The sequence below is a fragment of the Streptococcus sp. Marseille-Q5986 genome (genome assembly GCF_946902915.1).
Classification (GTDB): domain Bacteria; phylum Bacillota; class Bacilli; order Lactobacillales; family Streptococcaceae; genus Streptococcus.
The window spans coordinates 94906-109321 of record NZ_CAMPPY010000002.1; the positions used below are offsets into that span (position 1 = coordinate 94906).

12 protein-coding genes and 3 pseudogenes are annotated in these 14416 nt (G+C 40.1%); 7 read left to right on the top strand and 8 right to left on the bottom strand.

Annotated features, from left to right (window positions below; genetic code table 11):
- Positions 1–209: 209 nt before the first annotated feature.
- Positions 210–1076: a helix-turn-helix domain-containing protein gene (locus OVN21_RS03985; RefSeq protein ID WP_267247374.1), complete on the bottom strand. Its 867-nt coding sequence runs from the start codon at positions 1074–1076 to the stop codon at positions 210–212.
- 540 nt (positions 1077–1616) lie between these two features.
- Between OVN21_RS03985 and OVN21_RS03990 the strand changes: the two genes are divergently transcribed.
- Positions 1617–2057, top strand: a complete 441-nt coding sequence (locus tag OVN21_RS03990) for a LytTR family DNA-binding domain-containing protein (RefSeq protein ID WP_267247375.1) — start codon at positions 1617–1619, stop codon at positions 2055–2057.
- Positions 2054–2512 (top strand): DUF3021 domain-containing protein, encoded by a 459-nt coding sequence (locus OVN21_RS03995; protein WP_267247376.1) that lies wholly within the window; start codon positions 2054–2056, stop codon positions 2510–2512. The genes OVN21_RS03990 and OVN21_RS03995 overlap by 4 nt, the downstream gene beginning before the upstream one ends.
- A gap of 42 nt (positions 2513–2554) precedes the next feature.
- Here OVN21_RS03995 and mutS read toward each other — a convergent pair whose 3' ends face one another.
- Positions 2555–5089 (bottom strand): DNA mismatch repair protein MutS, encoded by a 2535-nt coding sequence (gene mutS, locus OVN21_RS04000; RefSeq protein ID WP_267247377.1) that lies wholly within the window; start codon positions 5087–5089, stop codon positions 2555–2557.
- A gap of 50 nt (positions 5090–5139) precedes the next feature.
- On the bottom strand, positions 5140–5586 hold the full coding sequence (gene argR, locus OVN21_RS04005; RefSeq protein WP_001231476.1) for an arginine repressor: 447 nt from the start codon (positions 5584–5586) through the stop codon (positions 5140–5142).
- A 135-nt stretch (positions 5587–5721) separates the two neighbouring features.
- Between argR and argS the strand changes: the two genes are divergently transcribed.
- The 3 genes from argS to OVN21_RS04020 all read left to right on the top strand — a co-directional run bounded on the left by argS (position 5722) and on the right by OVN21_RS04020 (position 9335).
- On the top strand, positions 5722–7413 hold the full coding sequence (gene argS / locus OVN21_RS04010) for an arginine--tRNA ligase (RefSeq protein WP_267247378.1): 1692 nt from the start codon (positions 5722–5724) through the stop codon (positions 7411–7413).
- A gap of 203 nt (positions 7414–7616) precedes the next feature.
- Complete coding sequence (locus OVN21_RS04015) at positions 7617–7862, top strand: MarR family transcriptional regulator (RefSeq protein WP_267247379.1); 246 nt, start codon at positions 7617–7619, stop codon at positions 7860–7862.
- Between the two features lie 210 nt (positions 7863–8072).
- Positions 8073–9335 carry an NRAMP family divalent metal transporter gene (locus OVN21_RS04020; protein ID WP_267247380.1) on the top strand — a complete coding sequence of 421 codons (1263 nt, stop codon included), beginning with the start codon at positions 8073–8075 and terminating at the stop codon, positions 9333–9335.
- 84 nt (positions 9336–9419) lie between these two features.
- Here OVN21_RS04020 and nrdI read toward each other — a convergent pair whose 3' ends face one another.
- The 3 genes and pseudogenes from nrdI to OVN21_RS04035 form a co-directional block, all read right to left on the bottom strand.
- A complete protein-coding gene (gene nrdI / locus OVN21_RS04025; RefSeq protein ID WP_267247381.1) occupies positions 9420–9890 on the bottom strand; it encodes a class Ib ribonucleoside-diphosphate reductase assembly flavoprotein NrdI in 471 nt (156 codons plus the stop codon).
- A gap of 75 nt (positions 9891–9965) precedes the next feature.
- Positions 9966–10499: an ABC transporter permease gene (locus tag OVN21_RS04030; RefSeq protein ID WP_267247382.1), complete on the bottom strand. Its 534-nt coding sequence runs from the start codon at positions 10497–10499 to the stop codon at positions 9966–9968.
- Positions 10500–10559: 60 nt separating this feature from the next.
- Positions 10560–10757, bottom strand: a pseudogene (locus OVN21_RS04035) (helix-turn-helix domain-containing protein); the annotation flags it as partial.
- A 168-nt stretch (positions 10758–10925) separates the two neighbouring features.
- Between OVN21_RS04035 and OVN21_RS04040 the strand changes: the two are divergent.
- Positions 10926–11509: pseudogene (locus OVN21_RS04040) on the top strand (MptD family putative ECF transporter S component).
- Between the two features lie 142 nt (positions 11510–11651).
- On the opposite strand, the gene dltD reads toward OVN21_RS04040, so the two are convergent.
- Entirely contained in the window at positions 11652–12824 is a 1173-nt protein-coding gene (dltD, locus tag OVN21_RS04045; protein ID WP_267247383.1) for a D-alanyl-lipoteichoic acid biosynthesis protein DltD, read from the bottom strand.
- Positions 12825–12871: 47 nt separating this feature from the next.
- A pseudogene (locus OVN21_RS11070) lies at positions 12872–13006 on the bottom strand (D-alanyl-lipoteichoic acid biosynthesis protein DltB); the annotation flags it as partial.
- 298 nt (positions 13007–13304) lie between these two features.
- Here OVN21_RS11070 and OVN21_RS04050 point away from each other — a divergent pair.
- The gene (locus OVN21_RS04050) at positions 13305–14414 is read left to right on the top strand and encodes a hypothetical protein (protein WP_267247384.1); all 1110 of its coding nucleotides are present in this window, start codon (positions 13305–13307) and stop codon (positions 14412–14414) included.
- Positions 14415–14416: the final 2 nt, after the last annotated feature.

Below are 14416 nucleotides of genomic sequence, written 5' to 3' on the forward strand. Positions count from 1 at the left end.
CCAACAGAATTAAGCCAATAGCTAATACAGCAACTATTTTCCTAAACAAACTTCTCATATACCTCTCCTTTTGTTTTCTTGCATTTATTTTATCACTTCAAAATTAACTTGTCAAGTATTTTATAATCTTTTTTTATTATTTTTTTATATATACGTTTTTGTATCTTGATTGAATTTAAAAAATGGTGCTCACTTGAACACCGTATGCATTATTCTGTTATATCTGCAATGTAATGCTCAACTTTCAGAGTCATTGACATGTTCTCCTCAAGTTTGTATAGGAAATATGCTGTCTCAAAATATTCTTTCACTGAACTTTTAGAAGAAAAATTTTCACTTACATTTCCCATTAATAAATACAAATCAGCCAAAAGATAATTCGTTCTGTAAGCCTTACATTGTTTTATCGTAGCTGTGATTTTAGTAATAGCTTCTTCAATATTTTTCTGTAACCATAGATAACGACAAACGTTGTAGTTAAACTTAATAGATAGCTCTAACTCTTCGATTGTACTCAAATTGAGTTGATTTACTTGATACTCTAGTTTTTCACGAATTTTATTGAAACGGTCTAAATCTCCAATATCATAGTAAAAATTGAATAGGGTGTTTGAAACTTGGAGATAGTTCAAATCAGATACACTTAACTGTGATAATACCCCCTCTAATCGTACAATCGCATCTTCTTTCTGTCCGTAAAAATAAAAATCTATCAGAGATTTTATCCATTCCATGTAGATTTTATCTGCTAAAGATAGGCGGTGAGCTTTCACATTCTCCAATTCATATATATATTTCAAAGACTCATAATTGCGATTTGTAATAAAGGTCTGTGCTAATTTCTTAAATTCTGATAACTCCTCAACTTTCTCTACAACCTGCTCATCAAAAAAATAATCCATACTGACTTTTAACTTCTTAGCAAGGGCATGCAGGAAATCTGCTCCAGGGGTAAACTCTCCGCTCTCTAATCGACTGATTTGCCCCTGTTTACAGATACCTTCAGCTAGTTCTCGCTGAGACATTTTTAATTCTTTCCGTCTATTTTTTAATCTTGTTGCTAATAGTGTACCCACGTTTGCATCTTCCTCTTCTATTTGATTTCAGTTTTAATTGTAACATGATTAAATCTAAAATTCAAATCAATGATTCAAAAGATGCAAATTGTAGATAAAATATATTTTTATAATTCATCGTCAACTTATTTACTTTCCATTTCTTCATTCAAACGCTTTATAAACTTATCCAGCTTCAACGCCACTTTTCATACCTATCACCTTCTAATTCCAACTGTTCCCCTAGTTCTTCCAGCCCCTTTCTGTATCTATTTTCCTAGCAATTGATTAGTGCTATTATACCATATTTCAAATAGGACAGAAAAATCAAGCGCCACATAGACTCCAAATCCCTCCACATAGACAAAGTCCCTTGCCAGGGGGCATAAAATAGTGGTATACTCAATAAAAATCAAAGAGCAAACTAGAAAGCTAGGCGCAGACAGTACTTTAGTACGGCAAGACGGCGCTGACGTGGTTTGAATTTGATTTTTGAAGAGTATTAATAAAGGCGTACAAGAAGTGATCACAATTTTGTATGAAAGACAAGGAGAGAAATTTATGAAAGTAGAGCTACAAATTAGTGAAACTTACGAGGAGGAAAAACTGATTGTCCAAGCATCTCGAGAAACCGAAAAAGTCCAGAAAGTCATTGAATTTGCAGAAAATCTGGATCTCAAAGAAAAAATTAAAGGGAAAATCGAAGATCAAGTCTATCTAGTTGAGATTGGCAATATTCAACGCTTCTATATCGAGAATCGAAAGGTTCTAGCAGAAACTGCATCTCAGACCTACAGCGTTGATTTGCGGCTCTATCAAGTTTTTGAAATTCTACCGACCACTTTTATCCAAATTTCCCAATCAGAAATCGTCAATATCAACTCCATCTCTCATCTCAAGCTCACGCCCAACGGTCTGGTTGAAATTTTCTTAAAAAACGAAAGTTTCACCTACTCTTCACGCCGCTACCTAAAAACCATCAAGGAGAAATTAGAACTATGAAAAAACAAGTATTTCACGACGCAGCTGCTGGTGTCCTCATCGGTCTCATCCTCTCTATCCTCTTTTCACTCATTTATGCACCGAGTACTTATTCCCCACTAAATCCCTACTCTCTCATCGGCCAAGTGATGGCTCAGCATCAGGTTCACGGTGCCCTGGTCTTGCTCTACTGTACACTTATTTGGGCAGCTATCGGTATGCTCTTCAACTTTGGCAACCGCTTATTCAGCCGTGACTGGAGCATGCTTCGTGCCACTCTGACTCATTTTTTCCTCATGCTAGTAGGCTTTATCCCATTAGCAACTCTGGCTGGTTGGTTCCCCTTCCACTGGACCTTCTATCTCCAGCTCATACTTGAGTTCACAATTGTCTACCTCATCATCTGGGCTATTCTCTATAAAAGAGAAGCTAGAAAAGTTGACCACATCAATCAACTCTTGGAGCATAGAAAGTAATAGAGAAAAATCCCACTCGCAAATGCATGAGTGGGATTCTTTTTATAACTTTTGTTTGAGCTCGACCAAGACATTCATAGCTTGCATAGGTGTCATGTTGTAAACATCCAGTTTAGCTAATTCTGCTAGGATAGGATGCTCTTCTGCCGTATCAAAGAGTGAAATCTGTTCAGTGACGGCACTTGTTTGTCTCATAGGAGCAGGACTTTCTGTTCCTTGACTCTCTAGCTGAGTCAAAATCTTATCCGCCCTTGCTAAAAGTGCTGCTGGCAAACCAGCAATCTTAGCAACATGGATACCGTAGGATTTATCAGCTGGCCCTGGTTCAATCTTGTGAAGGAAGGTGACCTGTCCATCCTGCTCCAAGGTTGCCACGTGAACATTGACCAAGTGTTGTAAACTAGACTCCAGGCTAGTCAACTCATGGTAGTGGGTCGCAAAGAGGGTCTTGGCTCCGATATGTTCATGAATGTATTCAATGATGGACTGGGCCAGAGCCATCCCGTCATAAGTCGCAGTTCCCCGTCCTAACTCATCAAAGAGAATCAAGGAATCCTTGGTCGCATGCGAAATAGCATTGTTGGCCTCCATCATCTCCACCATGAAGGTTGATTGGCCTGAAACCAAATCATCGGCTGCTCCGATACGGGTAAAGATGGCATCAAAAATCGGCAAATGCGCACTTTCTGCTGGCACATACGAGCCTAGCTGGGCCATAACCGCTGTTATGGCTAGCTGACGCATGTAGGTAGACTTTCCACTCATGTTTGGCCCTGTGATTAGCTGAATACTGGTATCTTCTGACATCTGGATACTGTTTGGAATGTAGGTCTGAGCCCCCATAACCTTTTCAACGACAGCATGGCGCCCTTTTTGGATATCAATTTGTGAATTGTCTCCAAACTCCGGTCGAATCAAATGCTGGGTTTCAGCCACAACTGCGAGACTTTGCAAGACATCAACCGTTGCAATTCCTTGGGCTAGAGTCTGCAAACGCTGGATGTACTTGCTGACTTCCTCACGAATACGCATAAAGATTTCGTATTCTAGATTGGCTGACTTCTCACGCGCCTCCAACATATCGCCCTCGATACGGGCTAATTCTTCAGTTCCAAAACGTTCTGAGTTTTTCAGCGTCGCCTTGCGGAAAAAGTGGGCTGGCACATTTCCCAGTTGCGAATTGGTCACATGGAAATAGTAGCCATCCTTTTTATTGTAATCAATCTTAAGCGTGCTGATGCCCGAGTTTTCTCTCTCCTTAGCCTCAATCTCAGCAATCCAGCTAGTCCCTTCTCTGAGCACTCGGCGGTACTTGTCTAAAGTCTCATCAAATCCCGTCCGGATAATACCCCCATCTGTAATCACGTGAGGGGCTTCAGGAGCAATGGCAGCACTAATCAAGCTCTCCAACTCAGGGATGGCATCTAACTGTTCGATAAGGTAGTCCAGGGCAGGTTTCTTCATCCCCTCTAAAATCGCACGAATCCGTGGCACACTGAACAAGGTAGTCGCCAGCTGCAAGAGGTCTTTTGGATTAGTCTTACCAAAAGAAACCCGACTAGCCAATCGTTCGATGTCATAAACACCTTTGAGACTGTCTGTCAAATCACTACGCTCAAAGAAGTGGTCAAGAAAGACCTGCACTACCTCTTGACGTTGGACGATTCGCTCCTTATCAATCAGGGGACGATGAATCCAAGAACGCAAGAGACGCATGCCCATAGCTGTTTTGGTTTCATCCAAAAGCCAAAAAAGACTGCCTTGCTTCTTGCCTGAACGGGCATTCTCAACCAAATCCAGACTAGCCTTGGTCGCATAATCCATCTGCAAGAAATCTTTGATTTCATAGCGGATAACAGGTTTGAGATGATTCAATTCCCTCATCTGGGTTCGATGGACATACTGAAGTAGCTTACTAGAGGCCGCTTGCTCCACAGCTGCCAATCGTGAATCCAGTAAATGAAGGTCCTCAAAGCCTTCTTTCTCATAAGAAAGCACCAGATTCATCTGGCGACTGAGAATCTGTCCTTCTGCCTCAGACAAGTCATAGCCCAGCACCACTTCTCGAGCCTTGAGGTTACGAATTTCCCCACAAACCAGCGTGAAATCCAAAAGACCTGTCACATAAAAGTCACCCGTCACCAGGTCCATATAAGCCAGGCCGAATTGATTACCATCACGGTCTATGGCAACCAAAAAATTATTCTGACTATCCGGCTTACTACTATCGACCACTGTCCCAGGTGTAATGACCTGAACAACCTCTCGTTTCACAACCCCAACTGCTTGTTTAGGATCTTCCATCTGCTCTGCGATAGCTACCTTATAGCCCTGCTCAATCAAGACATCAATGTACTGTTGGGCAGAATGATAGGGAACACCCGCCATAGGAATCGGATTTTCTGCATTTTTATTCCTACTAGTTAAGGAAATTTCCAGAATCTGCGCAGCATTGACCGCATCCTCATAAAATAATTCATAAAAATCACCCATACGGAAAAGCAAAAAGGCATCTGGATATTGCTTTTTAATATCCACATACTGTTGCATGCCGGGTGATAGCTTTTCTGTCGCCATTTTCCGTCTCTCCTTGTCAAAAATAAGTCTTGAGAGGAACTCCCAAGACCTTACTTATCTTTCATCAAATCTAGCAAACGATCTTCCATGAGTTTGGCAACGTGCTGGTCTCGACAAATGACCAATAAGGTATTGGCACCAGCAACTGTTCCTAAAATCCATTCATCCTTATTTGCATCTACAATATTTGCCAAAACAGAGGCTTCGCCCAATTTGGTATGAAGCACCAAGGTAAACTCTGCTCTTGCAACACCTTCTAAATGATGAGACAAAAATTCCACCAAATCAATCTTTTCTGTCTCATTTGCTAGTACATAATACACCATATCATTTTTCTTGACCTTGGTCAAGCCGATTTCGCGCAAATCACGAGACAGGGTTGTCTGCGTCACAAAGACATTGTGTGCCTCCAACCGATCCTGAATTTCTTTTTGTGTACTTAATTTCTCCTCAGTAATCATTTTTTTTATTAACTGATGACGATCTCTTTTTCTCATAAAATCCTCTTATGTGAATATTTATAACTATTTTTATAACTATATTATACCAAAAAAATAGGAGATTTCAAAAATTTTTTCTTCTTTCTTTAAAATTGTGATAAAATAGTAGAAAAGTCCAAAAAGGAGCTCTTAATGAATACAAAAGAATTGATTGCTAGCGAATTGGCTAGCGTCATTGATAGCCTGGACCAAGAGGCTATTTTAAATTTACTGGAAACCCCTAAAAACTCAGAAATGGGAGACATTGCTTTCCCTGCTTTTTCTCTTGCAAAAGTCGAACGTAAAGCACCTCAAATGATTGCTGCTGAACTGGCTGAAAGAATTAACAGCCAAGCCTTTGAAAAAGTTGTTGCAACAGGATCTTACGTTAACTTTTTCCTTGATAAATCTGCCATTTCTGCTCAAGTATTGCAATCTGTTATCACTCAAAAAGAACACTATGCTGATCAAAATATTGGTAAACAAGAAAATGTTGTTATCGATATGTCTAGTCCCAATATCGCTAAACCATTCTCTATTGGTCACCTGCGCTCAACTGTTATCGGAGATAGCTTATCACATATTTTCCAAAAAATCGGTTATCAAACAGTCAAGGTCAACCATTTGGGAGACTGGGGTAAACAGTTTGGGATGTTGATTGTTGCCTACAAAAAATGGGGCGACGAAGAAGCTGTAAAAGCTCATCCAATCGATGAACTTCTTAAACTCTATGTCCGCATCAACGCTGAAGCTGAAAATGACCCTAGCTTGGATGAAGAAGCACGCGAATGGTTCCGTAAACTTGAAAATGGAGACGAGGAAGCTCTCGCACTTTGGCAATGGTTCCGTGATGAAAGTTTGGTGGAATTTAACCGCCTGTACAATGAATTGCAGGTTGAATTCGACAGCTACAACGGGGAAGCCTTCTACAATGACAAGATGGATGCAGTTGTAGATATCCTTTCTGAAAAAGGCCTTCTTGTTGAATCAGAAGGTGCCCAAGTTGTGAATCTTGAAAAATATGGAATTGAACACCCAGCTCTTATCAAGAAATCTGACGGTGCAACTCTCTACATCACACGTGACTTGGCCGCTGCCCTTTACCGTAAAAACGAATATCAATTTGCTAAATCTATCTATGTCGTTGGTCAAGAGCAATCTGCCCACTTTAAACAACTCAAGGCTGTTTTGCAAGAGATGGGCTACGACTGGAGTGACGACATTACTCACGTTCCTTGTGGTTTGGTTACAAAAGAAAGGAAAAAACTCTCTACTCGTAAAGGGAATGTCATCTTGCTAGAGCCTACTATTGCAGAGGCTGTTAGCCGTGCCAAGGCCCAAATCGAAGCTAAAAATCCTGAACTAGAAAATAAAAATCAGGTAGCTCATGCTGTTGGAGTTGGAGCCATAAAATTCTATGACCTCAAGACCGACCGTACAAACGGATATGACTTCGACCTAGAGGCTATGGTATCCTTCGAAGGTGAAACTGGACCTTACGTTCAATACGCTTACGCTCGTATCCAATCTATCTTACGTAAAGCGGATTTCAAACCTGAAACAGCTGGCAACTATAGCTTGAATGATACTGAAAGCTGGGAAATCATTAAACTCATCCAAGACTTCCCACGTATTATCAACCGTGCGGCGGATAACTTTGAACCTTCTATCATTGCGAAATTTGCGATTAGTTTGGCCCAAGCCTTCAACAAGTACTATGCACATACACGCATCTTGGATGAAAGCCCAGAACGCGACAGCCGTCTAGCTCTCAGCTGCGCAACTGCAGTCGTTCTCAAAGAAGCCCTTCGCTTGCTTGGAGTGGAAGCGCCAGAGAAGATGTGATTCAGTACTAACAATTGGAACTAAAGTTCCTAATTGTTAGACGCTAGCCACTTATATACGGACTAGCTAACTGCTTCACTAGTCATGTTCTCTAAATATAATCGATTTAGAGAACATGACGTCGTAACTATGGTGATTTGGTTAGGCGCTTCACTAATTCGACCTATTCACTACTATTTCTTTATCATACAAGGAGATTTCCTATGAGCCAATATGCTTATATCCTCGTTGTAATTAGCTTGGTGTTCCTTTTTCTGCTCAATAAGTACGAGAAGGAAAGACTTCAAAAGCTCTACCAAGAGCAACTCTTGAAGGATGAAATATTTAAGGCTGACATCAAAGAGAAAATTCACAAGACTGAAAACATCAATGATGTCATTGCTTACATCAATAAAACTTACCATCTAGGAATCTTGCTATCAAAAGACATCACAGATCAATTAAAATGACCAAAATCCGAGAAGAAAACTTCTCGGATTTTTATTCGCCCTAGTCATCATCCCCTTGAAACAGCCACAGTTATTCTTATATGATTTTTGTAAATTTTTCAGGATTTTCTAACTTTTTTCAAAATATTCTTGCATTTCTTTTAAGTTTTTTGTAGAATAGAAGCTACCTATTCAGATTATTCTGAAAATTCAAAAACGGGAGCATCTATTATGTCACAAGTTACTTTATCAAACCAGTCAACCTGGACAAGCAAACTAAAGGCAATGGGGCCAGGTATCCTAATGGCTTCTGCCGCCGTTGGAGGTTCTCACATCGTATCCTCCACTCAAGCTGGTGGTTCTTATGGTTGGTCACTACTCCTCTTGGTTATCTTGGCCAATGTTTTTAAATATCCATTTTTCCGTTTTGGTGCAGAATATACTACCGATACTGGTAAAACCTTGGTCGAAGGCTACGCTGAAAAAGGCAAGTTCTATCTCTGGATTTTCTTTATCCTCAATGTCTTTTCTGCTATGGTCAACACAGCCGGGGTCGCTATCCTTTGCTCAGCCATCATCGCTAGCGCTTTTCCAATGATCGGTCTGAGCATCACTCAATGGTCCCTTATCCTTGTTGCGGTCATTTGGGGCATGCTACTCTTTGGTGGCTATAAACTATTGGATGGTATGGCAAAATGGATCATGTCCTCTTTGACCATTGCAACAGTTCTTGCAGTTATCATTGCAGCAATTAAGCATCCAGAATACAGCTCTGATTTTGTCGAGAAGACACCTTGGCAAATGGCAGCCCTCCCTTTTATCGTTTCCCTCCTAGGATGGATGCCTGCTCCTATTGAAATTTCAGCCATCAACTCACTCTGGTCTGCTGAAAAGAAAAAGACTGTCAACTTTAATACAGCAGACGCTCTTTTCGACTTTAATGTTGGTTACATTGGGACTGCTATCCTAGCTGTCTTCTTTGTAGCACTCGGAGCACTCATTCAGTATCCTACAGGGCAGGCAGTTGAAGCTGCTTCAGCCAAATACATTTCTCAATTCGTGGGTATGTATGCCTCTGTTCTTGGAGAATGGTCCCGTTATTTGATTACCTTTATCGCCTTTCTCTGTATCTTTGGAACAGTCATTACTGTTATCGATGGCTATTCTCGCGTTAATCAGGTTTCCCTACGACTCTTGCTAAGTCAAAAAGAGGATGATAGCAAATCTTTGAACATCTGGATGACCATTACCGCTATCATCGGTATCGTCATCATCAAGTTCTTTGCTGGTCAGGTTTCAACCATGCTCCGCTTCGCCATGATCGGTTCTTTCCTGACAACACCATTCTTCGCTCTTTTGAACTATGTATTGGTGACACGTGAAAATAAACCTCTTCCTTCTTGGCTAAAACTCCTCGCTATCGCAGGATTGATTTTTCTCTTTGGCTTCGCTATCTTCTTTATCTATGCACTTGCCATCGGAAAAGCAGGATAGTTTATAAAATGGCATCCTTAGGGGGTGCTTTTTGTATACACAAAAAGCAGTTGAAAATCTCAACTGCTCCTCATCAGTACTACTTTATTTTTTTGTCTCTAACTCATACAACTCCGCAAGAATTGCTGCGACATGTTTGATATCTCCCAGCGTACCACGCATTTCAAAGTCTGCTAGGGCCGGGAAGCCAAAGCGCTGGCTATACTGCTTGGCTGTTAGGCAGTATTGATTGTTAAAATTGCGGTTACCGGAACCAACCACGCCAAAACACTTACTAGCATTGTCACCATAGGCGATAAAATCCCCAACGGGTGTCGTCAAAATCTCAACATCTCCGTTATCCACGCCATTCCCACCTTCGAGGTAGGTCGGCAAAAAAGCGACATAGGGATGGTCCATTTCATAGAAATCTTGGCCTTCCTTGACCAAATCCTTGATATGAATCTTTTGGATATCAATCCCTTTGTACTGGGACAAGAGATAGTCTTTCAAGCGTGTCACAAAACTCTCAGTATTGCCACTCAAACTGATATAAACTAAAGAAATTGTCTTCATATGTACCTCCATAATTTTATATAATCGAAAAAGAACTACCAAGATTGTAACTTGATAGTTCTTTTTTGTCAATACTTACACAGCATCTTCTGTTTCCTCTTCTTCTGCCAAGGCTTTTTGCTGACGCCATATCTTGTAAAAGACAAGAGCTAGGAAGAGAACATTGATGACGATAGAGAGAATGCTAACGGCTTGTGAAATAACACTTATCCCTAAACGCATGGTCTCATCGTGAACTAACTGCACAGCGTCTTGTAAAGTCACATAGCTATAAATCGAACCAATAATGGCTAGCAAAACATAGCCGACATAAGTATAGTTTGCATATTGCAAATTCTTACGAACAAGGAACACAATCGCTACTACCACTAAAATAGCAGATAGCACAATCAAGACCATATTAAAAATAGAATGAGTTGATTCTGCTACTCTATAGGTGTAATTAAGCTGGTCTTCTAATTGCTGAGCACTGACCCCTGCAACCTGTTTCTGAGCAGTACGAAGGACTTCTTTGCTAGGCAAGGGACTCAACATTCCAAACAGAGACGTAGCTGAAATGAAAGCTGATAAAACTAACAAGATCCATAGATAAATCGGTTTCTTTTTCATGATAGAACCTCCTAATAATATTGTTTATATTATAGCACTTTTTGTAAAGGAATACAAATCTTATAGCATCGTTTCTACCTGTTTTCGGTAGGCTTTGGGAGACTTTCCACACAATTTTCGGAACACTTTATAGAAATATCCAAGGTTACTGTAACCAACAGCATAACAAATATCTTCGATACTGTCACTGGTTGAAAGTAGGATCTGCTGGGCGGCCTTAATGCGTTGTTTGTTCAGTAGATATGCGAAGATTGAATTTATTTAAGCCTTACAGTAAAACAATCTAATCATCTACTATTAATAAATCTATAAAAAATCTATAAAAAATTTAGTTTGACAAGCAAATAATCACACTTTCTCCCCATTTACAATCCCATCAAACCGTGGTAGAATGAGAATTGTGAAAAAATTATCAGGAGACAATTCATGAAGAAATCTATCTTAACTACACTGTTCTTTGCAGTTCTTGACTTCCTCTGCATGACGATTGGTGTCCTTTTGGGCAATCTCCTTGACCAAACTGGAAATATGTTTTATGCGCCTGCCTTTACTGCCCTTGTCGGCGGTAGCGTCTATATGATTCTGGTCGCAAAAGTTCCGCGCTTTGGAGCTATTACCACTATCGGCCTTGTTATTGCCCTCTTTTTCTTGGGGACTAAACACGGCGCCGGTGCCTTCCTGGAATTATCTGTGGTCTCCTAGCAGATGGAGTAGCTAGGCTCGGAAAATACAAGGGCCAAACAAAGAACTTCCTTTCTTTCCTTATTTTCGCCTTCAGCTCAACAGGTCCAATCTTGCTTATGTGGATTGCTCCCAAAGCTTATATGGCCACCTTACTCGCGCGTGGAAAGTCACAAGAATACATTGACCGTATCATGGTCGCTCCCGAGTTAGACAAAATCCTGCTCTTTGTCGTAAGCATCCTCCTAGGTGCCTTGATGGGGGCTGTGATGGGGCAAAAATCACCGATAAAATGTAACGTAAAAGCCCTGAAGACTAGCAATGCCTAGTTCCAGGGCCTTTTGTATACAATCTTAGAATTCACTATAGATAAATTCTTGAATATTCGAAAAATCGGTCACAAAACAGTAAACCACGATGCTTAAGATAACCGTATAGAAAAATAGTGTCCACAAGATTAAACGCTGTGTGTTAGTTAGCTTGGCTAGCAAATTTGTAAAGTTCTTTTTCAACTTCCATCCATCCTTTCACTCCAACGTGCATCACGTCAAATAAAAAGTAATCATCATACTCTCTGTTTCCATAGTTTAGTACCGTTGCACCATGGCTTTTTGCGACATCTTCTATTTTTTTATAAGTTTTTTCTCGCATCTCTCTTGAGACACCAGTGTAGTCGCTCCATTTCCCGTTTACTGGGAAAATAATAACTTCAACTTCAATGCCCAATTCCTTAGCAACTGTCAAGAAAAGTTCCATATCTGAATACTCTGGTGACTCCAGATAACTCAAATCTTTATTAGAATCTTTCAGTGATGCATAGCGGTCTTTTAAGTAAGTATTGTAGTAGTTATTATCAACAGCATAGTCGTTATTGTCTGTTTTCTTTTTGACCTCTTCCACAAACCGATTCGTCATTTTTTCCCAATCATAGTCTGGGGTTTTGTCTCCTGATGAGGGATAATCTGATTTCTCTTGATTTTCATAAAATTTTCGTTTGAGCTTAAAGGAATACATCGCGTTCTCAAACTCTAGTAGTTTTTTATCAACAATGGTTCCTTTTCCATCTATGAAATAACTTTTGTATTTTTTGTAGATGTCATTTTGTTGCTTGTTCCCCTTGGTAATCTCAATAATCCGATTGATCAGTTTTTCTTTCGTTTCCTTACTAATCTTGTCATTATCTAGCATGTGGAAAATATGTTCCTGAGAAGCCTTATTCAAAAAAGCATCTTGATGAATCCCATCTTTTTCAAACCACTGAACCGACTCTACTATAGCCACTTTTCGCTTACTCATAGACCCTTCAATAGAGGCTAAAGTAGAGGCTTGAATGATATTTTGAGAATAACTAGTCCCAATCTGCATGATATTGAAATCGTTGTAATTAAAAATTCTATTGGGATGATAATCTTCATCCTTTGTCGCAACCAACTCGGATGAGCCCAATAAAACCAGTGTATTGGGAGTGATATTGCTTGTTAAAATATCTCTACTTTTATACTTTTCATACGAGGTGCTATAACGAATACTGTTATCCTTGACTTTATAATAATCATCAATCTTCTTGACATATGTCACATTTAAAAGGGCAAGCGTCGCAATTACGAGCACAAGCGATAGTAAAAATGCTTTTAATTTAATCATCTCGTTTTATCCTATCCCTTCGATCTGGCAGACTTCTTTTCAATCTCTTATCTCTTTAAAATCATAAGCAAGATTTTATAGGGTTCACCTGAAAAGATAAAGAAACCAACCATAACCAAATGCATGGTCACAAACCAACTTAGTAGCTTATACCAGTTTTTGTTTTTATTTTTATAATAAAAATAAGCTAAAAGTCTCCAAACACTGTAACCGCAAGGCTATAGAGCACAACACCAACAAAATATACTACCAATTTACTACGTTTGAAACACTGAGCCTTGATATGCGACTGTGAACATGAACAATTGATATGAAAAGCTAACCACCATTTTTAGTATGAATGCTGATTAGCTTTTTCTTTTTTTGGCATTACCTCTGACACTCATCGTGTAAAAAGTACAAAGGAACATTTATCACATACAACAATCTACTGGTAAAGTTTCTTTACAAGAACATGATAATAACAAAGGAGAAATTCACATGGCACAAGACTTTGGTGACGAAATCGGCGATATTCTACTCAGGGAGATGAAAAATGCCACAAAACAAGCTCTTTCTAAAGGATATCAAAAGCACAAACAGGCTCTTGCAGAAAAACAAGCCCAATTCTATAAACAGCACGGAATCAGCCTCGGCATGGATGCTGCACAAGCAAACCAATATGCTGCGCGTCAGGCAACCAAAGAACTCGCCATCCTTTCTTTCGGCTCTTATACAGACAGCGCATATTTCGCTAAACTCTGCCAAGAAAACGGAACGAATCTGATGTCTTTTACAGACAACCAAGGAAACGGATACATCCAATTTGCTAAAGATGACCTACCTAAACTCCTCGCAAACATCCCTCAATTCAGCACACTGATGACCGCGCTCTATGAGCAACAGTTCATTAAGCGTATAAAACCCATCGAACCCACTCCTGAACTTTTTAACAATCTCAGTCTGATAAAAAAGTTACCAGAACTTCCATCTCTCGACACAGCGGTACATGACGATCCCCTTAACCGCACTGCACACATAGCAGAAAAAGTCTCTTTTGCTAAAGAAACAGCGAAAAACTTTGAAGAGTTCAAAGAACTTCTCGCCCAAGACAACCTTGGACTAACAACCAGCGTTAAAGGCGAACATCTCTTCTACGAAGCTCGCCTTGGAAAAGACGGAAAACTACTCCCCTACAGTCACGAAAAAAGAGACTGGTCAGTCAGCGCCGAGACACTAAAAAATAAATATGACATTGATGCCACTATGGACACTCTAGAACAACACTTCACAGAAGATAGAGATAACAATAGCGATGGTTCTTTAGATGTCAAAGGCGAAACAGCCGATATTAACCAAGGAATAGCATCTCACGATGGAATGGATACCAATGCTACAACGCTCAGAATAGAACGTGAGGGAGTAAATACCGATATTCCATCGTCCGTGACCAAAGCTAGCACAGCCACGAAAACCACAGATAAAGTCCCACCCTATTCTTTGGAATCGCAAGCTAAAGCTGCCCGTCAAGCAGCCAAAGAACTCGCCAAAGAACGTCAGGTAAAAGAAAGAATCACGGATATTTCCGACAAACTTAACCCCGTTCGCTAACC

Bases quoted from the DNA above. Each gene is read 5' to 3' on its own strand.
- OVN21_RS03990 (WP_267247375.1), top strand. From the start codon at position 1,617: ATGAAAGTAGAGCTACAAATTAGTGAAACTTACGAGGAGGAAAAACTG.
- OVN21_RS03995 (WP_267247376.1), top strand. From the start codon at position 2,054: ATGAAAAAACAAGTATTTCACGACGCAGCTGCTGGTGTCCTCATCGGT.
- mutS (WP_267247377.1), bottom strand. From the start codon at position 5,089: ATGGCGACAGAAAAGCTATCACCCGGCATGCAACAGTATGTGGATATT.
- argR (WP_001231476.1), bottom strand. From the start codon at position 5,586: ATGAGAAAAAGAGATCGTCATCAGTTAATAAAAAAAATGATTACTGAG.
- argS (WP_267247378.1), top strand. From the start codon at position 5,722: ATGAATACAAAAGAATTGATTGCTAGCGAATTGGCTAGCGTCATTGAT.
- OVN21_RS04015 (WP_267247379.1), top strand. From the start codon at position 7,617: ATGAGCCAATATGCTTATATCCTCGTTGTAATTAGCTTGGTGTTCCTT.
- OVN21_RS04020 (WP_267247380.1), top strand. From the start codon at position 8,073: ATGTCACAAGTTACTTTATCAAACCAGTCAACCTGGACAAGCAAACTA.
- nrdI (WP_267247381.1), bottom strand. From the start codon at position 9,890: ATGAAGACAATTTCTTTAGTTTATATCAGTTTGAGTGGCAATACTGAG.
- OVN21_RS04030 (WP_267247382.1), bottom strand. From the start codon at position 10,499: ATGAAAAAGAAACCGATTTATCTATGGATCTTGTTAGTTTTATCAGCT.
- dltD (WP_267247383.1), bottom strand. From the start codon at position 12,824: ATGATTAAATTAAAAGCATTTTTACTATCGCTTGTGCTCGTAATTGCG.
- OVN21_RS04050 (WP_267247384.1), top strand. From the start codon at position 13,305: ATGGCACAAGACTTTGGTGACGAAATCGGCGATATTCTACTCAGGGAG.